The organism is Variovorax sp. OAS795, assembly GCF_040546685.1.
Taxonomy (GTDB): domain Bacteria; phylum Pseudomonadota; class Gammaproteobacteria; order Burkholderiales; family Burkholderiaceae_C; genus Variovorax.
This window is the reverse complement of sequence record NZ_JBEPOH010000001.1, coordinates 1,621,711-1,639,548: the sequence shown is the minus strand read 5'-3', so window position 1 is coordinate 1,639,548 and position 17,838 is coordinate 1,621,711. Positions and strand designations below refer to the sequence as shown.

19 protein-coding genes, 1 tRNA gene and 1 pseudogene are annotated in these 17,838 nt (G+C 67.3%); 9 read left to right on the top strand and 12 right to left on the bottom strand.

The window, feature by feature from the left end:
• Positions 1 to 59 precede the first annotated feature (59 nt).
• Together ABID97_RS07795 and ABID97_RS07790 are read right to left on the bottom strand one after the other, a co-directional pair.
• Positions 60 to 1,331, bottom strand: a complete 1,272-nt coding sequence (locus ABID97_RS07795) for an RsmB/NOP family class I SAM-dependent RNA methyltransferase (RefSeq protein WP_354397950.1) — start codon at positions 1,329 to 1,331, stop codon at positions 60 to 62.
• Positions 1,332 to 1,359: 28 nt separating this feature from the next.
• Entirely contained in the window at positions 1,360 to 3,213 is a 1,854-nt protein-coding gene (locus tag ABID97_RS07790) for a M48 family metalloprotease (RefSeq protein WP_354397949.1), read from the bottom strand.
• Between the two features lie 46 nt (positions 3,214 to 3,259).
• On the opposite strand from ABID97_RS07790, the gene ABID97_RS07785 reads away from it, so the two are divergent.
• Complete coding sequence (locus tag ABID97_RS07785; protein ID WP_354397948.1) at positions 3,260 to 3,493, top strand: DUF1653 domain-containing protein; 234 nt, start codon at positions 3,260 to 3,262, stop codon at positions 3,491 to 3,493.
• A 35-nt stretch (positions 3,494 to 3,528) separates the two neighbouring features.
• Here the strand turns inward: ABID97_RS07785 and ABID97_RS07780 are convergent, their stop codons facing one another.
• Both ABID97_RS07780 and purN read right to left on the bottom strand, forming a co-directional pair.
• The gene (locus ABID97_RS07780; RefSeq protein ID WP_354397947.1) at positions 3,529 to 3,858 is read right to left on the bottom strand and encodes an I78 family peptidase inhibitor; all 330 of its coding nucleotides are present in this window, start codon (positions 3,856 to 3,858) and stop codon (positions 3,529 to 3,531) included.
• Positions 3,859 to 3,893: 35 nt separating this feature from the next.
• On the bottom strand, positions 3,894 to 4,490 hold the full coding sequence (gene purN, locus ABID97_RS07775; protein ID WP_354397946.1) for a phosphoribosylglycinamide formyltransferase: 597 nt from the start codon (positions 4,488 to 4,490) through the stop codon (positions 3,894 to 3,896).
• Between the two features lie 165 nt (positions 4,491 to 4,655).
• On the opposite strand from purN, the gene ABID97_RS07770 reads away from it, so the two are divergent.
• The 4 genes from ABID97_RS07770 to ABID97_RS07755 all read left to right on the top strand — a co-directional run bounded on the left by ABID97_RS07770 (position 4,656) and on the right by ABID97_RS07755 (position 9,198).
• On the top strand, positions 4,656 to 5,837 hold the full coding sequence (locus ABID97_RS07770) for an acyl-CoA dehydrogenase family protein (protein ID WP_354397945.1): 1,182 nt from the start codon (positions 4,656 to 4,658) through the stop codon (positions 5,835 to 5,837).
• A 12-nt stretch (positions 5,838 to 5,849) separates the two neighbouring features.
• The gene (locus tag ABID97_RS07765; RefSeq protein WP_354397944.1) at positions 5,850 to 6,965 is read left to right on the top strand and encodes an acyl-CoA dehydrogenase family protein; all 1,116 of its coding nucleotides are present in this window, start codon (positions 5,850 to 5,852) and stop codon (positions 6,963 to 6,965) included.
• An 81-nt stretch (positions 6,966 to 7,046) separates the two neighbouring features.
• Positions 7,047 to 8,399, top strand: coding sequence for an alpha/beta fold hydrolase (locus tag ABID97_RS07760; protein ID WP_354397943.1), 1,353 nt, complete (start codon positions 7,047 to 7,049; stop codon positions 8,397 to 8,399).
• A gap of 10 nt (positions 8,400 to 8,409) precedes the next feature.
• Complete coding sequence (locus tag ABID97_RS07755) at positions 8,410 to 9,198, top strand: enoyl-CoA hydratase (RefSeq protein WP_354397942.1); 789 nt, start codon at positions 8,410 to 8,412, stop codon at positions 9,196 to 9,198.
• A 160-nt stretch (positions 9,199 to 9,358) separates the two neighbouring features.
• Here ABID97_RS07755 and ABID97_RS07745 read toward each other — a convergent pair whose 3' ends face one another.
• Positions 9,359 to 9,886: a hypothetical protein gene (locus ABID97_RS07745; protein ID WP_354397941.1), complete on the bottom strand. Its 528-nt coding sequence runs from the start codon at positions 9,884 to 9,886 to the stop codon at positions 9,359 to 9,361.
• A gap of 70 nt (positions 9,887 to 9,956) precedes the next feature.
• Positions 9,957 to 10,157 carry a helix-turn-helix domain-containing protein gene (locus tag ABID97_RS07740; protein WP_354401697.1) on the bottom strand — a complete coding sequence of 67 codons (201 nt, stop codon included), beginning with the start codon at positions 10,155 to 10,157 and terminating at the stop codon, positions 9,957 to 9,959.
• A gap of 157 nt (positions 10,158 to 10,314) precedes the next feature.
• Here ABID97_RS07740 and ABID97_RS07735 point away from each other — a divergent pair, with 157 nt between their 5' ends.
• The gene (locus ABID97_RS07735) at positions 10,315 to 10,689 is read left to right on the top strand and encodes a hypothetical protein (protein WP_354397940.1); all 375 of its coding nucleotides are present in this window, start codon (positions 10,315 to 10,317) and stop codon (positions 10,687 to 10,689) included.
• A gap of 144 nt (positions 10,690 to 10,833) precedes the next feature.
• Here the strand turns inward: ABID97_RS07735 and ABID97_RS07730 are convergent.
• Together ABID97_RS07730 and serS are read right to left on the bottom strand one after the other, a co-directional pair.
• Positions 10,834 to 10,923, bottom strand: a tRNA-Ser gene (locus ABID97_RS07730).
• Positions 10,924 to 10,992: 69 nt separating this feature from the next.
• Positions 10,993 to 12,325, bottom strand: a pseudogene (gene serS / locus ABID97_RS07725) (serine--tRNA ligase).
• A gap of 61 nt (positions 12,326 to 12,386) precedes the next feature.
• Between serS and ABID97_RS07720 the strand changes: the two are divergent.
• On the top strand, positions 12,387 to 12,788 hold the full coding sequence (locus ABID97_RS07720; RefSeq protein WP_354397939.1) for a VOC family protein: 402 nt from the start codon (positions 12,387 to 12,389) through the stop codon (positions 12,786 to 12,788).
• Positions 12,789 to 12,795: 7 nt separating this feature from the next.
• On the opposite strand, the gene ABID97_RS07715 is transcribed toward ABID97_RS07720, so the two are convergent.
• The 3 genes from ABID97_RS07715 to ABID97_RS07705 are packed head-to-tail and all read right to left on the bottom strand — an operon-like array spanning position 12,796 to position 15,163.
• Entirely contained in the window at positions 12,796 to 13,758 is a 963-nt protein-coding gene (locus ABID97_RS07715; protein WP_354397938.1) for a threonine/serine dehydratase, read from the bottom strand.
• Positions 13,755 to 14,723 (bottom strand): 4-hydroxy-3-methylbut-2-enyl diphosphate reductase, encoded by a 969-nt coding sequence (gene ispH / locus ABID97_RS07710; RefSeq protein WP_354397937.1) that lies wholly within the window; start codon positions 14,721 to 14,723, stop codon positions 13,755 to 13,757. The genes ABID97_RS07715 and ispH overlap by 4 nt, the downstream gene beginning before the upstream one ends.
• On the bottom strand, positions 14,720 to 15,163 hold the full coding sequence (locus tag ABID97_RS07705; RefSeq protein WP_354397936.1) for an FKBP-type peptidyl-prolyl cis-trans isomerase: 444 nt from the start codon (positions 15,161 to 15,163) through the stop codon (positions 14,720 to 14,722). The genes ispH and ABID97_RS07705 overlap by 4 nt, the downstream gene beginning before the upstream one ends.
• Positions 15,164 to 15,271: 108 nt before the next feature.
• Here ABID97_RS07705 and radC point away from each other — a divergent pair, with 108 nt between their 5' ends.
• Together radC and ABID97_RS07695 are read left to right on the top strand one after the other, a co-directional pair.
• Complete coding sequence (gene radC, locus ABID97_RS07700) at positions 15,272 to 15,949, top strand: RadC family protein (RefSeq protein ID WP_354397935.1); 678 nt, start codon at positions 15,272 to 15,274, stop codon at positions 15,947 to 15,949.
• The gene (locus ABID97_RS07695) at positions 15,949 to 16,605 is read left to right on the top strand and encodes a Smr/MutS family protein (protein WP_354397934.1); all 657 of its coding nucleotides are present in this window, start codon (positions 15,949 to 15,951) and stop codon (positions 16,603 to 16,605) included. The genes radC and ABID97_RS07695 overlap by 1 nt, the downstream gene beginning before the upstream one ends.
• 2 nt (positions 16,606 to 16,607) lie before the next feature.
• Here ABID97_RS07695 and ABID97_RS07690 read toward each other — a convergent pair whose 3' ends face one another.
• Complete coding sequence (locus ABID97_RS07690) at positions 16,608 to 17,831, bottom strand: NAD(P)/FAD-dependent oxidoreductase (protein WP_354397933.1); 1,224 nt, start codon at positions 17,829 to 17,831, stop codon at positions 16,608 to 16,610.
• Positions 17,832 to 17,838 lie beyond the last annotated feature (7 nt).

The following is a 17,838-nucleotide window of genomic DNA, read 5'->3' as shown; positions in this document are numbered from 1 at the left end:
AAATGCGGCCTTTTGCCCTTCCATAAAGCGCAGATTTACCCTAGTTTGGAGTGCCGTGCCTATTTGCGGTTCCACACCGCGGCAAAGAAACCGTCGGTGGCGTGGCGGTGGGGCCATAGCCGAAGGTAGCGCTGGCCGTCCGGCCCGCCGGCGCAGAGCTTCTCGAAACTCTCCACCTTGAGGCCCTGCAGCAGGCCTGCCGCGTCCTGGGGCTCGAAATCGGGGTTGGCGGCGCTGAAAGCCTCGGCGATGGCCTCGTTTTCTTCCGGCAGCACGCTGCACGTGGCGTAAATCAGACGGCCGCCGGATTTCAGCAGGCGCGCGGCACTTTGCAGGATGGCAGCCTGCTTGACCGTCAGTTCCTCCACCGACTTGGGCGACTGGCGCCATTTCAGGTCGGGGTTGCGGCGCAGCGTTCCGAGGCCCGAGCAAGGTGCATCGACGAGCACCCGGTCGATCTTGCCGGCCAGCCGCTTGATGCGGTCGTCCCGCTCGTGGGCTATGGCGGCCGGATGGACGTTGGAAAGCTTGCTGCGCGCAAGCCGCGGCTTGAGGGCATCGAGCCGGTGGGCCGAGGTGTCGAACGCATAGAGCCGGCCGGTGTTGCGCATGGTGGCGCCAATGGCGAGCGTCTTGCCGCCGGCACCGGCGCAGAAATCGACCACCATCTCGCCCCGCTTTGCGTCCAGCAGCAGCGCGAGAAGCTGCGAACCCTCGTCCTGGACCTCGACCGCGCCGCGGGCGAAGGCGTCCAGCTTGGTCAGCGCCGGCTTGCCGTCGATGCGCAAGCCCCAGGGCGAGAACGGCGTGGCCTCGGATTTGATCGCGGCCTTGGCAAGCTCGGCCTTCACTTCGGCCCGCTTGTCCGTCAGGGCATTGACCCGCAGATCGAGCGGCGCGGGCTGTTGCAGGCTTTCGACCAGGGGCCAGAAACCGTCGCCCAGTTGCGCCTTGAGCGGCGCCACGAGCCATTCGGGCAGGTTGTGGCGATGGCGCTCCAGCAGGTCTTCCGTCTTGACGGCATCGCAGTTGTCGAGCCATCGCTTTTCGGTGTCGTTGAGGGCGCTTTTCAGGAAATCGCGCGGGCCGTGGAATCCAAGGATCGCCATGCGGCGCTCCTTGGAGCCGGTGCCCGAGGGCGAGAGATGGTCGAACAGGAGCTTCTTGCGCAACACGGTGTAGACGGTCTCGGCAAGCGTGGCGCGCTCGCGCGGGCCGAACTCGCGGTGGTCGCGAAAAAACCGCGAAACGACCTGGTCGGCCGGGTGATCGAATTTCAGGACAAGGCCGACCAGATCGGCGGTGGCCTCCAACAGGGCTTTGGGGTGCATGCCCCGATTGTCTCAGCCGGGCGGCTGTCTACGCCGTGCGCGTCCAGATCGTCCCGAAAGCCTGCCGTTCTATGTCATCCAGGGTCGGCGAATGGCCCGCCCACAGGACCAGCGCCGCGCCCGGGAGGCCCAGGGTGTGCTCCAGCTGGCGGCAGAGCTGCCAGCGGTCGTCGTCGTCCATGCCCGGAAGGTCGACGAACACGATATAAGCCCGGCGCCACGGAAACTCGCGCAGGGTCTTGCGCACCACCCAGGCCCTGGAAATGGGCAGGCACCGCGACAGGTCGGCGCGCAGTTCACCCAGTTCATGGTCGTTCAGGTCGTGCCGGACGATCTGGCTGAAGAAAGGCGTCTCGGTGATCTCTTCCCAGGCCCGCGCCTCGGCTTCCTCGGCCTCCTTGAGGCGGCCACGCCACAGCCTGAGGGCCTCTTCGTCGTGCACGCCGGCCTCGGGATCCTCGAGCGCGGCCACGGCGTCCTTGGCGGCCCACCAGCGGCTGGCCGCGCTGCATCCGTGCAAGCGTTCGAGCAGGGCCAGGCGCGCGTCGCGTTCGCGCGCGGGCAGCATCTGGGCCACCCCCCGCAGGGCCCCGGGGTGGTCGGGCGAGATCCGCAGCACGCGTTCATAGCGGTCGCGCACCGGCGCGGCCGGATCGAGCCGGCGTTCGGAATCGGCCCACTCGACCATTTCGTCGGGCGTGTTGCGCTCGCCCTGCGCTGCGAGCAGCTCGATGCGTTCGCGGATGCGGGTGCGGTGCGCGTGGTGCTGCTTCCAGTCGGCCGCATGGGAACGGCGCCATTGGTTGTCGAAATGCGCGATCCATTTCGTGCTGTCGGCGAGCATGCCCAGTGCCGGTTCGGTGGACCACGGCGGCACCACGGCCTTCTGGCCGAGCGCCTCGAGCCGGTCGCGCAGGACCGGGTGGGTGTCGTCCAGGTCGCTGACGCGACGCATGGCCTCGCGCAGGGCCTGGCGCGCGAACTCGTCACCCGGCGAGGTACCGGCCAGCGCCTGGAGCGCCTTGAACGGACCGGGCGGCTGGGGCTCGCGTTCGGCGCGTGCCCAATGCGAGGCCCAGAACTCATTGGCATACCAGTTGCCCTTGATTGCGATCTCGGTCAGCGCGGCGGCGGCCACGGGGGCGCCCAGCAGACGCCCCGAAATGCGGTCCGCCTCGTACTCGTCCTGCCGCGCGAGTGCGAAGGTCCGGGCCGCAAAGCGCGGAAAGTACCAGCGGAAAAAAGCCTGGGACACCAGCGCCATCACGCCTTCCTCGCGCTGGAGGCTGGCGTCCAGCTTGAGCCAGGAAAGCCGCGTGCGGTAGATCCAGGCACTGAGCTTGCCGTGGTTGCCGCGCAGGTGCCCGTACTCGTGGGCGAGCACCGAGAGCAGCCGTCGCCGGTCCAGCATCATCAGGAGCGGCAAGCCGATCGACAGCGAATTGACGGCCCCGCCGAACAGGCCGAAACGCGGCACCTGCCGGATGCTGGCATTGAACTCGTCGTCCAGGAAGACGCGGTGGACCGGCGGGCCCTTGATCTTCCTGCGTATGCGGTCGAGCGCCTCGAACAGCGCCGGCGCATCCGCGCGCGACAGCTCCCGGCCGTCAGGCTCGTCGAACCGGACCCACAATGCGCGCAGCGTGGCCCAGAGCAGGCCCAGGGCAAACAGCAGCAGCCAGCCGCGCGAGAAACCGAAGCGCCCACGTCCGGCAGCCAGCGCCACCCAGGCGATGATGCCGACCGACAGCGCCAGGCAGGCCATCACCCAGAGATAACCGAGCGCGGCAAAGGCGGCGACATTGCGCCGGTAACGCGCGCTGTCGTCGGCGCTGGCATGCTCGCTCAGCCGGACGAGATGAACGAAATCAGCGCGATCCATCCGTCTTTTCTCCCACCGGGCACCACAGATTGAAAGAAGCAACACCGTGAACGACAACGACCTGCCACCCCTGATAGAGATGCCGCCAGGCCGCTACCGCCACTACAAGGGCGGCGAATACGAGGTGCTGGGCACCGTGCGGCACAGCGAGACACTCGAACCCATGACGCTCTACCGCACCCTCTACGGCGAGCAGGGACTGTGGGTGCGCCCGGCCGCGATGTTCGGCGGAACCGTGGAGATCGAGGGCGTTCGCCAATTGCGCTTTGCCCCGGTCTAAGTCGTCATGTCGCCGGCGGCAATGCTGCGGCGGCCTCAGCCGCAGCGAACGCTCGTGACCCGGCCGCGTGCATCCACGTCCAGGTTGAGGCGGGCGCCATTGAACTCCATCGTGACCGCCTGGCCGGGCTTAAGCGCCCGCACCGTGCCCGCGGCGGCGCGCGTGCGGGCGGCAGCCTCGAGTTGCGGCGACAGGGGCTGCCCCACGGCAAAGCGCGCGCCGTCGGCATTGCACTGGTCAACCGGCGCAACTGCGGCGGCGGGGCCGGTGGCGGGCGCGGCAGGCGCGGGTGCAGGGGCCGGTGCGGCGCAAGCCGCCAACAGCAAAGCGCTGGCAACCAGAGCCAGAAGCGATCGGATTTTCAAAGAATGCTCCCGAAAACCCGCAAATATAAACAAATTCAAGAAATGTGACTTGATGTATCCGCCAGCCACGCCGAAATGGCGCGTGGATACAACTGATGCTCTTGCGCGAGCACACGGCTGGCCAGCGTGGCCGAGATGTCGTCCGGCAGAACCGGCACCACCGCCTGGTCCAGGATGGGGCCATGGTCGAGTTCGGTGGTCACCTGGTGCACCGTGACGCCCGCCACCTTGCAGCCGGCGTCGATGGCCCGCTGATGCGTGTTCAGCCCCGGAAATGCAGGCAGCAGCGAGGGGTGGATGTTGATCAGCCGGCCGGCATAGCGCCCGACAAAGGCGGGCGTCAGGATGCGCATGAAGCCCGCCAGCACCACCAGTGCGGGCGAATGCGCATCGACGGCCTCCGCCAGGGCTACGTCGAAGGCCTCGCGGCTCGGAAAGTCCTTGTGCGGGACCACCGCCGTTTCGATGCCGTGCGATTTGGCGAGCGCAAGGCCCGCCGCATCGGCCTTGTTGCTGATGACTGCGGCAATGCGGGCGCCGAAGCGCTCGGACCAGCGGTCGCGCCCGGCGGCACGCACGATGGCCGCCATGTTGGAGCCGCCGCCGGAGATCAGGATCACGATGTTCTTCATGGGAGGCGGGGATTATCCGTGCCCGGCCCGGTGCTCCGGAAACGCCCCGGCGCCTTGTCGCCGCGCGGACACCGTTCCACAGCACGACCGTGCTAAAACTCCGGATTCCGGAGACATACGCCATCGCTGCGATGGCGGCGGACCGATCAACACAGCGAGGCACGCATGGATTTGAGCTTCACGCCCGAAGAACAGCAGTTCCGCGAAGAGATTCGCGGCTGGGTCAAGGAAAACCTCCCCAAGGAGATTTCGCACAAGGTGCACAACGCGCTCGAACTGACGCGCGACGATATGCAAGGCTGGGCGAGGATCCTCGGCAAGAAGGGGTGGCTGGGCTACGGCTGGCCAAAGGAATTCGGCGGACCCGGCTGGACCGCCATCCAGCGCCACCTGTTCGAGGAAGAAACCGCCCTGGCCGGCGCACCGCGCATCGTGCCGTTCGGCCCGGTGATGGTAGCGCCCGTGATCATGGCTTTCGGCAATGCCGAGCAGCAGAAGCGTTTTCTCCCCGGCATCGCGAGCGGCGAAGTCTGGTGGAGCCAGGGCTACAGCGAACCCGGTTCGGGTTCCGACCTCGCGTCGGTCAAGACCAAGGCCGAGCGCAAGGGCGACAAGTACATCGTCAACGGCCAGAAGACCTGGACCACGCTGGGCCAATACGGCGACTGGATGTTCAACCTCGTGCGCACCAGCAACGAAGGCAAGCCCCAGACCGGCATCAGCTTTCTCCTGCTCGACATGAAGTCGCCCGGCGTCACGGTGCGGCCGATCAAGCTGCTGGACGGCAGCCATGAGGTGAACGAGGTGTTCTTCGACAACGTCGAAGTGCCGGCCGAGAACCTCATCGGCGAGGAGAACAAGGGCTGGACCTACGCCAAGCACCTGCTCTCGCACGAGCGCACCAACATTGCCGACGTGAACCGCGCCAAGCGCGAGCTCGAGCGTCTGAAGCGCATCGCCAGGAGCGAGGGCGTGTACGACGACCTCCGCTTCCGCGACGAGATCGCCAAGCTCGAAGTCGACATCGTCGCGCTCGAGATGATGGTGCTGCGCGTGCTCTCCGCTGCCACCTCGGGCAAGAACTCGCTCGACGTCGCGGGCCTGCTGAAGATCCGCGGCAGCGAAATCCAGCAGCGCTACACCGAACTGATGATGCTGGCCGGCGGCGCCTATTCCCTGCCCCTCGTGCGCGAGGCGATGGAAGCCGGCTGGCAAGGCGACTTCCCGGGCGGCAACCCCGCGCTGGCGCCGCTCGCGTCGACCTTCTTCAACATGCGCAAGACCACCATCTACGGCGGCTCGAACGAAGTGCAGCGCAACATCGTTGCTCAAACCGTTCTCGGCTGAGGAGACAAGAACATGGACTTCAATTTTTCGGACGACCAGGAACAACTGCGCGACGCCGTTCGCAAGTGGGTCGACAAGGGCTATGACTTCGAGCGCCGCCGCGGCATCGAGGCCAAGGGCGGCTTCTCGCGCGAGGCCTGGGACGACTTGGCCGAGCTGGGCCTCGGTGGCCTCTACATCGCCGAGGACGACGGCGGCCTCGGCATGGGCCCGGTGGCCGGCATGGTCGTGATGGAAGAACTGGGCCGAGGCATCGTGCTCGAGCCGTTCGCGCAGACGCTGATTGCCGGCGCCGTGCTGAGCGGCTACGCCAGCACGGACGTCAAGGACAACTGGCTGCCGCGCATCGCCGGCGGCCAAGCCATCGTGGTGCTGGCCTACCAGGAGCGCAAGGCGCGCTACCGGCTCGACCGGTGCGAAGCCAAGGCTGTGAAGGCGGGCGACAGGTGGTCCCTGACCGGCGCCAAGAGCGTGGTGCCCGTCGGCGATGAAGCCGACGCCTACATCGTGCCCGCGCAGGCCGACGGCAAGATCGCCCTCTTCCTCGTCGAACGACGCGCGAGCGGTGTCGAGGCGCGCGGCTACGGCACGCAGGACGGCAGCCGCGCGGCCGAGGTGGTGTTCGACAAGGCGGACGCCGCGCCGATCACCGCCGACGGGTTGGCTGCGCTCGAATACGCGGTCGATGTCGGCATTGCGGCGACCTGCGCCGAGGCGGTCGGCGTGATGGACAAGACCGTGGCCCTGACGGTCGACTACATGAACCAGCGCAAGCAGTTCGGCGTCGTCATCTCCACCTTCCAGGCGCTGCGCCATCGCGTGGCCGACATGAAGATGCAGCTCGAGCTCGCGCGCTCGATGAGCTACTACGCGACGCTCAAGCTCAACGCACCGGCCGATGAGAGGCGCCAGGCGATGGCGCGCGCCAAGTACCAGCTCGGCACGTCGATGCGCTACGTCGCCGCCAACTCCGTTCAACTGCACGGCGGCATCGGCGTGACGGACGAATACATCGGCAGCCACTACTTCCGCAAGCTCACGCAGCTCGAGATGACCTTCGGAGACACCCTGCACCACCTGGGCGAGGTGTCTGCCCGCATGCAGGACACCGCAGGCGTCTTCGCCTGACGATGTTTTTCCCATAGCATCCAACGCCCGCCGGCTTCTTGCCTGCGGGCGTTTTTACTTGGACACCAGCCAGGAACGAACATGCACTCACGCCGCACCCTTCTTGCCCTCGGGCTCGCAACCACCGCCATGCTGACTGCCTGCGCCACAGCACCTTCGCCCTCGTACACCGAGCGTCCGCCGATCGTCTTCATGCACGGCAACGGCGACTCGGCCGCGCTCTGGCAGACCACGATCTGGCGCTTCGAATCGAACGGCTGGCCGCGCGACCGGCTCTTCGCGGTCGACCAGCCGAATCCGCTGGCACGCGACGACGATGCGGTGGCACAGCCGGGCCGCAGCTCGACGACCGACTCGGCCGTGTTCCTGAAGGCCGAAGTCGAGCGGGTGCTGAAAGCCACGGGCGCCGGCAAGGTGGTGCTGATCGGCAATTCGCGCGGTGGCAACACCATCCGCAACTACGTGCAGAACGGCGGCGGCGCAGCCGTGGTGAGCCACGTGGTGCTGGGCGGCAATCCGGCGCACGGCATCTGGGCCGTGAAGGGCTTCCGCGAGAACAACGAGTTCTCGGGGCTCTCGGGCTTCATGCAGCAGCTCAATGCGCCGAAGGGGCCGAACGGCGAAGAGGTCACGCCCGGCGTGAAGTGGCTCACGCTGCGCTCCGACAACAACGACAAGTACGCGCAGGCGGACGGGCTGTGGATCGGCGCGCCGGGACAGCCGACGAACATCGGCTTCGACGGACCGGCGCTCAAGGGCGCGACCAACGTCGTGCTGCCGCGCGTGGACCACCGCGAAACCTCGTTCTCGCCTGCGGCTTTTGCGGCGACCTGGCAATTCCTGACGGGTGAGCCGCCGCGCGCCACAGCCATCGCGCCCGAGGCGAACGTGGTGCTCGACGGCCGCGCGATGGGCGCCGAAAACCTCTCGCTGAACGGCGGGCAGGTCACGGTCCATGCCGTCGACCCCGCCACGGGCGCACGGCACGGCGATGCGGTTCACAGCAAGAACATCGGCTCGGACGGACGCTGGGGCCCCTTCAGTGCGCGCGGCGACGCGGCCTACGAGTTCGTGATCAGCGCGCCTGGCTATGGCACCACGCACATCTACCGCAGCCCGTTTCCACGCAGCAGCCGCGTCGTGAACCTGCGCCCCGAGCGCCTCACGCCCGCCGATGCGAATGCCCAGGCGGTCGTCGTCTTCACGCGCCCCCGCGGGTACTTCGATGCGCAGCGCGACACCATGCGCTTCGACGGCCAGAGCCCGCCGGCCGGCGTGCCGCCCAAGGGCTCCGGCGTGTCGAGCTCGCGCCTGCGCGTGGCCGCCGCGGAACCCCAGCGCGCGGTGACCGGCGAATTCAACGGCGAGCGCCTCACCGGCCTGACCTGGCCCGCTGCGCAGCAGCACGTGACGGTGCTCGAATTGACCTACTGAGGCCACGGACATGAACGATGCGGACTCCCCCTTTGTGCTGAAGGCGCGCGATGCGCGCGGCGTGGTCACGCTGACGCTGAACCGCCCGGCCTCATTCAACGCCCTCTCCGAAGGCATGCTCGGCGCGCTCGAGCAAGCCATTGGCGAGCTTGCCGCGGACCCGAGCGTGCGCGCCGTCGTCATCGCTGCGGCGGGCAAGGCCTTCTGCGCGGGCCACGACCTGAAAGAGATGCGTGCAGAGCCCTCGCTCGGTTACTACGAGCAGCTCTTCGAGCGCTGCGGCGCCATGATGCTGTCGATCCAGCGGCTCCCGGTGCCGGTGGTCGCGCGCGTGCATGGCATTGCGACGGCCGCGGGCTGCCAGCTGGTCGCCGTCTGCGACCTGGCCGTGGCCTCGAGCGACGCGCGCTTTGCCGTCAGCGGCGTGAACGTGGGACTGTTCTGCGCCACGCCGAGCGTGACCCTGTCGCGCAATCTCGGCCGCAAGCAAGCCTTCGAGATGCTCGTCACGGGCGAGTTCATCAGTGCGCAGGAAGCCCGCGAGAAGGGCCTCGTCAACCGCGTGGCGCCGCCCAGCGAGCTCGACGGCGCGGTCGAAGCGCTGGTCGCCAGCATCGTGGCCAAGCCCCGCCAAGCGCTGGCGCTCGGCAAGGCCCTCTTCTATCGGCAGCTCGAGACCGGTATCGAGGCCGCACTGGCCGACGCGAGCCGGACCATGGCCTGCAACATGATGGACGAGAGCGCGCTCGAAGGCGTGCAGGCCTTCATCGAGAAGCGCCCGCCCGGCTGGAAGCGCTGAGCGGCAGCCAGTGACTTGTCCGACAGGATTGACAGCTTCGTCAGCCGTCACCACAAATACTGCAAGCCGTTCGCCTGGACCGCCACTGTCGATTCAATACCTGAAGAACTCGCCCGACTCTGCGGGCGAATTGCCGGGACAGGGCACTGGCCGCAAGACCTCAGCACCGCGCGCGGAATTGCTGGTCCCTGGCTTCCTTGCGCCGCTCTGCGATCCAGGACTGGGAGGCCCCACTCTGCGGCTGCCGCGCCAGTCGGTCGTAGTACTCGACCTGCTGGTTCCAGTGGGCGCAGCGTGAAGAATCTCCGGCGGTCACGCCAGGCGTGCTGGCGCCACGTTGCGCCATCGCCTGGCGCTGCACCTCGTAGCCCTGCCGGGTTTGCTGATCGGCGATCTGGACCTGCTGCGTCCACGAAAGGCCGCCGGGAACAAACTCTATCCGCTCCACCGACGCGCCGCGCTCTCGGCAGTGGTCAGGTGACCAGAAACGTCCACCGCTGTTGCCCACGCAGAGGAACACCTGGGCCGAACCGGCCGAATCGAGATTTCGCACCGGGGGCGACACGTCCACCACGATGCCCTTCCCGCATGGATCGCTGCTGTACTGGTTGCCGCAGCGGTAGACCTGCTGGGCGTGAGCGATCGTGCCGAAAGTTGCGGCCAGCAAGGCGAGATGGGCGAAGCGCATGGCGAGGTGGTATGGCGATTTTTGAAGGAGAGGGAGGGAAGCTCCAAGACCAGTGACGCCAGCAGTCGCCCTACTTGCGCGGCGCCAAGTGGTCTATGGCGGCTACCAGTTCAGAGGGCTTTACACCCAGGGCGGCTGCAATCTGAGCGATGTTGTGAAGGGAAACATTGCGCTCCCCTCGTTCTACCGAACTCACGTAGTTCGTATGGAGGTCTGCGTGTTCCGCGACCTGCTCCTGTGTAAGTTCAACCTCCTTGCGCCGAAGTCGCATCGCGGCGCCAAAGGCTTTGAGCAGCGCCTGCTGAGATGGTGAACGATTCGGAACTTGCACCCCGGCAGTGTTCCGGCGCCCACACTATAAGTACACACACTATGAGTGTGATTTTGTGGCAGACTCTCCTTGGTGGAACTTCGCCAGCGAGGAAGAAATGAAGGTGCTCCAACGTTTCAGATTGGCCCGTGCTCTTCGGCATCTGCGCGCGATTTTCGAGACGCTGTGCACGTTGCCGAGATTTTCGGACCTGCCATCCCTCTCCATTCAGGGACAACTGCAGGCCAGCAGATGGAAGAGCGAACTGGCGAGTCACGGCCAACACCAAGTCACAAGCGCTCTGCTTCGCGGTGTCAAACGGGCCAAGCAGCGAGGAGATGCACGAGCCCACAGCGCTCAAGTGGCGTTGTGGCACGCGCTTACTGCGGGAGGAGTCGCCGTCTCGGCAACCGAGTGGATGCGCCAGGAGTACGGACTTGAACCGGATGCGACCTCGGCTGCATTGACTTACGCCTTTGGTGAGGCGCACTGAATCATCATGAACGCCAAGCCCGATGTACGGGTTGCCGCACGGAGGGATTGCACCGCGGGATGCAACGAATCCGAGGCTTTATTGCAAAGGAAGCCCCAACGAAAAAAGGCCAGTAGTCGAGTGACTACTGGCCCTTGCATTCGCTGGAGGAGAGGGAGGGATTCGAACCCTCGGTACTATCGCTAGTACGCCTGATTTCGAGTCAGGTACATTCGACCACTCTGCCACCTCTCCGGTGCTGTCGAGCCTCGGATTCTAGCAGACAAAAACACCGCTTTTCGAAGCCCCCGGCACGCCGGCCGATCAGCCGCGCAGCACTTCCAGGCCGCCCAGATAGGGACGCAGCGCGGCAGGCACGTTGATCGAGCCGTCTTCGTTCTGGTGGTTCTCGAGCACCGCCACCAGCGTGCGGCCGACCGCGAGGCCCGAACCGTTGAGCGTGTGGACGAGTTCGTTCTTGCCTTGCGCATTCTTGAACCGCGCCTGCAGGCGGCGCGCCTGGAAGGCTTCGCAGTTCGACACCGAGCTGATCTCGCGGTAGGTGTTCTGCGCCGGCAGCCAGACCTCGAGGTCATAGGTCTTGGTGGAACCGAAGCCCATGTCGCCGGTGCACAGCAGCACCACGCGGTAGGGCAGCTCCAGCGCCTGCAGCACGGCTTCGGCATGGCCGGTCATCTGCTCCAGCGCGTCGTAGCTTTTCTCGGGGTGGACGATCTGCACCATCTCGACCTTGTCGAACTGGTGCTGGCGGATCATGCCGCGCGTGTCGCGGCCCGCGCTGCCGGCTTCGGAGCGGAAGCACGGCGTGTGGGCGGTGAGCTTGATCGGCAGCTGCGCCTCGGCCAACGACCTCGTCGCGCACGAAGTTGGTCAGCGGCACTTCGCTGGTCGGAATGAGATAGAGCGCCGAATGGTCGGGCGCGGGCTCGCCGTCCTGGCCGCCCTTCTTGGCGGCGAACAGGTCGCCTTCGAACTTGGGCAGCTGGCCGGTGCCGCTCAGGGTGGCGGCGTTGACGATGTAGGGCACATAGCACTCGGTGTAGCCGTGCTTCTCGGTCTGGATGTCGAGCATGAACTGCGCGAGCGCACGGTGCAGCCGGGCAATCGGCCCCTTCATCACGGTGAAGCGCGAACCCGAGAGCTTGGCGCCCATTTCGAAGTCGAGCCCCAGCGGTGCGCCCAGGTCCACGTGGTCCTTCGCCGCAAAAGCGAGCGGGGTGGCGTTCGCGCCGGTGCCGCCTTGCGGGCTCCAGCGGCGCATCTCGACATTGCCGCTTTCGTCTTCGCCAATCGGCACGCTGGCATGCGGCAGGTTGGGCACGGCCAGCAGCAGGGCCTGCAGCTCGGGCTGGATCTGCTCCAGGCGGCTGGATTGCGACTCCTGCTCTGCCTTGAGCGCATTGACCTCAGCCATGAGCGCATCGGTCGATTCACCCTTGGCCTTGAGCGGGCCGATCTGCTTGTTCAGCGTGTTGCGGCGGGCCTGGATTTCCTCGGTGCGGGTTTGCAGGGTCTTGCGCTCGGCCTCGAGCGCGGTGAACGCCGAAACGTCGAGGTAGGGCTGGTTCTTCTTGCGTTTTTCGAGGCCGGCGACAGCGGAAGCCAGGTCTTTGCGGAGCAGAGTGATGTCAAGCATGGGGGGATTTTAGGTGGGCGTAGCATCTCGTTCCCCACAGCCCGATCGAAGGGAAAAAGCGATGCAAGCCTATCTGACATTCAACGGCAATGCGGCCGAGGCCCTGGCCTTCTACGCCAAGGCACTGGACGGCAAGGTCACCTTCAGCATGACCTTCGGCGAAAGCCCCATGGGCGCCGAAACGCCGGCCGAACACAAGGACAAGATCATGCACGCCGCGCTGGAAGCCCGGGGCCACACGCTGATGGCCTCCGACATGCCGCCCGGCATGCCTTTCGAGGGCCACAAGGGCTTTTCGCTCTCGGTGCAGGCCACCAGCGTGGACGATGGCAAGAAGCTGTTCGACGCCCTGGCCCAGGGCGGCCAGGTCACGATGCCCTACGGCCCGCAGTTCTGGGCCGTGGGCTTCGGCATGCTGAACGACAGGTTCGGGGTGCCGTGGATGGTCAACTGCGAGAAGTAGCGCTGCCTCAGGCGACGGTGGCCGGATCGACGTTCGCCCCGCAGACGATCAGGCACACCTTCTCGCCTTCGCGCGGTTGATACGCCCCGGTCTGCAAGGCCGCCAGCGGCAGCGCGGCAGCCGGCTCGACGGCGAGCTTGAGTTCCTTCCACAGCCACTGCTGCGCGGCGCGGATGGCCTCGTCCGGCAGCAGCAGCGCGTGCTGCACGTACTGCTGGGTCACCTCCCACGAGATGGCACCGATGCGGCGCGCGCCCAGCGAGTCGGCCGCGATGCCGCCCACATCGACATCGACCGGCTCGCCGGCCTCGCGGGCGCGGAACAGCGTGGGCGCCTTCTCGGGCTCGAGCGCCACCACGCGGGCGCGTTGCTCGAACCATCCGGCGAGCCCGCCGATTAGGCCGCCGCCACCGACGCTCACGAGCACCGAATCGGGCAGGCCGCCCTCGGCCTCGATCTCCACGCCGAGCGTGCCGGCGCCGGCCACCACTTCAGGCTGATCGTAGGCATGGGTCAGAAGCGCGCCGGTTTCCTTCTGGCGCGTGAGGCAGGCGGCCAGCGCATCGGGGTACAGCTCGCCGACCACGATCACTTCGGCGCCCAGTGCGCGCAGCCTGGCCCTCTTCGCCTCGGGCGAGACGCCCGGCAGGAACACCTGGCAGCGCACGCCCAGCGCCTTGGCCGCCGCGGCGGTCGCAATGCCGGCATTGCCGCCCGACGCCACGACGACGCCGCTCGCGGGAATGTCGTTGGCCAGCAGGCGGTTCATCATGCCGCGCGCCTTGAAGCTGCCGCTGACCTGCAGGTGCTCGAGCTTGAGCCACAACTCCACGCCCGGCACTTCGATGCCGAAGGCGGATGCCGGCAATTTCCACAGCGGCGTCTGGCGCAGGAAGCCGCCGGCGCGCTCGCGCAGCCTGCGCGAGGCGCCGTCTATTTCAGCGCGCCAATCGGTGCTTTTGTCGGTCAAGAGATGTGTCCCGGAGGAGGAATGTCGTCGAGCTTGAGGCCCTTGGGGAGCGGAAACTTGATGGTTTCCTCGATGCCGTCCATCTTGCGGACCGACACCGCGCCGAGCGCCCGCACCCGCTCGATCACTTCGCGCACCAGCACTTCCGGCGCCGAGGCGCCGGCCGTGAGGCCGATGCGGCCCTTGCCCTCGAACCACTCGGGCTTGAGCTCGTCGGCCGAATCGACCATGTAGCTTTCGGTGCCCAGCCGCTGCGCCAGTTCGCGCAGCCGGTTGCTGTTGGAGCTGGTGGGGCTGCCGACCACGATCACGAGGTCGACCTGCGGGCTCATGATCTTCACCGCGTCCTGGCGGTTCTGCGTGGCATAGCAGATGTCCTGCTGCTTGGGCTCGCGCACCTTCGGAAAGCGCGCGCGCACGGCTGCCGCGATCTCGGCCGCGTCGTCCACGCTGAGCGTGGTCTGGGTCACGACCGCGAGCTTGTCGGTCTGCGCAGGCGCCACGCTGGCCACGTCTTCCACATCCTCCACCAGGTGAATGCCGCTCGAGAGCTGGCCCATGGTGCCCTCGACCTCGGGATGGCCCTTGTGGCCGATCATGATGAACTCGTAGCCTTCTTTCGCGAGCTTGGCGACCTCGACGTGCACCTTGGTCACCAGCGGGCAGGTGGCGTCGAAGACGTCGAAGCCGCGGTCGCGCGCCTCCTGCTGCACCGCCTTGCTCACGCCATGCGCGCTGAACACCAGCGTGGCGCCGGGCGGCACATCGGCCAGGTCTTCGATGAAGATCGCGCCCTTGGCCTTGAGCTCGTTCACCACATAGGTGTTGTGCACGATCTCGTGCCGCACATAAATAGGCGCGCCGAACTTGGCAATGGCCCGCTCGACGATCTCGATGGCGCGGTCGACCCCGGCGCAGAAGCCGCGCGGCTCGGCGAGGATGACTTCTTCGAGGCTCCGCGTCATAGCACGCCGATGAGGCGGACCTCGAAGGTCACCGGCTGTCCGGCCAGCGGATGGTTGAAGTCGAAGCGCACCGCGGTCTCGTTCGATTCGACCACCGCGCCCGCGTAGCTGCCCGCGCCGTCGGGTGTGGGGAACTGCACCACGTCGCCGACCGAATATTGCTCGTCGGGGTCGCCCATCTGCGCCAGCAGCTTCCTGGCGACCCACTGCTGCATGTCGGGGTTGCGCTCGCCGAAGGCCTCTCCGGCGGGCAGCTCGAAGGTGGCGTGGGTGCCCTCTTCCAGGCCCATGAGGCGCTGCTCCATGGCGGGCGACAGCTCGCCGGTGCCCAGCGACAGCGTCGCGGGCTTGTCGGCGAAAGTATTGATGATGTCGCCCGCCGGACCGGCGAGCCGGTAGTGCAGGGTCAGGAACGAGCCGGAAGTCACGACGTGGGACATGGGTGCAGCGGAGGTAGGCGAAGGCAAGGTGGGTGTCCCGATAAACTGGACTGCATTTTAAGGAGCCGGCGCTTCCACCCGCTCTTTCAAGGTTTCACCAGGTTTTCGATGGCATTCAAGGATCTCCCCGCCCACGCCCGCCCGCGCGAAAAACTCATCGCACGCGGCGCCGGCGCGCTGGCCGACGCCGAACTGCTGGCGTTGCTGCTGCGCACGGGCGTGGCCGGGAAAAACGTGCTGCAGCTCGCCCAGGAACTGCTCGAGCACTTCGGCGGCCTCTCGGGCCTGCTGCAGACCAGCCCCGAAGACCTGAAAGTCATCAAGGGCATGGGCGGCGACGCCAAGCGCGCCGAGCTCATTGCGGTGCTCGAACTGGCGCGCCGCGCCATGGCCGAGCGCCTGAAGGAGCGCACGGTGTTCGATTCGCCAGGGGCCGTCAAGGAATACCTGCAGATGCACATCGGCTCGCGCCCTTACGAGGTGTTTGCGGTGCTGTTCCTCGATGCGCAGCACCGGCTGATCGTGCTCGAAGAACTGTTCCGCGGAACGCTCACCCAGACCAGCGTCTATCCGCGCGAAGTGGTCACGCGCGCGTTGCACCACCACGCGGCGGCCGTGGTGCTTTCGCACAATCATCCGAGCGGCAGCATCGAGCCGTCGCGCGCCGACGAATCCCTGACCCAGACGCTCAGGGCCGCGCTGGCCCTCGTCGACGTGCGCGTGCTCGACCACGTGATCGTCAGCACAGGCCAGGCGTTATCCATGGCCGAGAAAGGACTGCTCTGATGGCTTCCCGTACGCCGCCCATCAAGAACTTGGCGGACCTGAAGCAGGTGCAGCGCGCGCTGGCCGAGACCCGCGAGCGCGAAGCCGCGGCCGCCGCTGCCAAGGCCGCGGCGGAACGCAGGCGCGCGGCCGAAAAAGACCTGTTCACGCGCGCCATCGGCGCCACCGAGCCGCTGCGCCGCAAGGCTGCCGTGCCGCTCGCGCCCGAGCCGCCGGCGCCCATTCCCGTGCAGCACCAGCTCGACGAACAGCGCGTGCTGCGCGAATCGCTGTCCGACGAGTTCGACGTGACCACCCTGCTCGACGTCGACGACGCCATGAGCTTTCGCCGCCCCGGTATCGGCACCGACGTGACCGCGCGGCTGCGCAAGGGCGACTGGAGCATCCAGGCACAGGTCGACCTGCACGGCTTGCGCAGCGACGAGGCGCGCGAGGCGCTCGGCGGCTTCATCCGCAACGCCTACAAGCAGGGGCTGCGCTGTGTGCGCGTGGTGCACGGCAAGGGCCTCGGATCGCCGGGCAAGCAGCCGGTGCTCAAGACCAAGGCGCAGCGCTGGCTGATCCAGAAAATCGAGGTGCTGGCCTTCGTGCAGGCCAAGCCGGCCGAAGGCGGCGCAGGCGCCCTCGTGGTGCTCTTGGCGCCAGCGCGGCGCTGACGCTACGCCAGGTGGTTCTTGAGCGGAATGGCCGCATCCGCCACCGCCGCCGCATCGGGGTTGCGGCCGGCCTCGAGCAGCTTGCGGCACATCATGTGATCGACCGGCGCGTTGACCGATTCGACGCAGACCAGCTGCCCGTCGACATAGTGGAACAGGGAGAACGCCTCGGGCTTGGGACCGGGGCGGCGCACGCTGGCCAGGCCCGGCGTGCCCTCGGCCGGCACCAGGCCGACCATCTGCAGGCGCAGGCCGCCCTGCTCGGACCAGAACCAAGGCACCGCGTCGTGCGGCCGCGCGGCGCCGGTCAGCGTGGCCACGGCCGTGCGCGCCTGGTCGTTCGCGTTCTGCACCGATTCGAGCCGCAACGCACGGCCCGCGCGCCGGTCGGGAAAGCGCGTGCAGTCGCCCACCGCCAGCACGTCGGCCGCGCTGGTCTGCATGTGGGCATCGACCACGATGCCGTCGGCGCACTCGATGCCCGCGGCCTGCGCGAGCGCGGTTTCAGGCACGGCGCCGATGCCGAGCAGCAGCAGGTCCACCGGCTGCTTCACGCCGTTGACCTGGATCGACAGCAGCCGCTCCCCCTCGACCTCGAATGCGCCGGTGCGCGCGCCGAGCACCACGTCGATGCCCGCCGCGCGGTGCGTTGCGAGCGCGTGGGCCGAGAGCTCCGGCGACACGGCACGGCCCAGCAGGCGCGGCGCGCTTTCGAGCACCTGCACGTTCTTGCCGAGCGCCTTGGCGGTGGCCGCCACTTCGAGCCCGATGAAACCGCCGCCCAGCACCGTGACCTGCTGTGCGTCGGCAAGCCGCGAACGCAGGCGATGCGCTTCATCGGCGGCGCGCAGGCTCACGACGTTTTCCAGGCCTGGCTTCAGGTCGGGCATCTGGCGCGCACGGGTGCCGGTGGCCAGCACCAGCCGCTCCCAGGGCAGCACCGCGCCGGAACGCAGCGTGACGGTGTGCGCCTCGCGGTCGATCGCGACGGCGGCATCGCCCAGGTGCAGCGTGATGCCCGCCTCCCGGTACCAGTCGGCCGCCTTGTGCGGCTGGGTGGTTTCCTCGGCGCTCTTGAGAAAGGCCTTGGACAGGGGCGGGCGATGGTACGGCTCGCAAGCCTCCTCGCAGACCAGGTGCACGCGCGCGCCCAGGCCGGCCTCGGCCAGCCCCGCGCAAAGCTGGGCCGCGGCATGGCCGCCGCCGATGATGACGATCGAATTCATTGAAGGA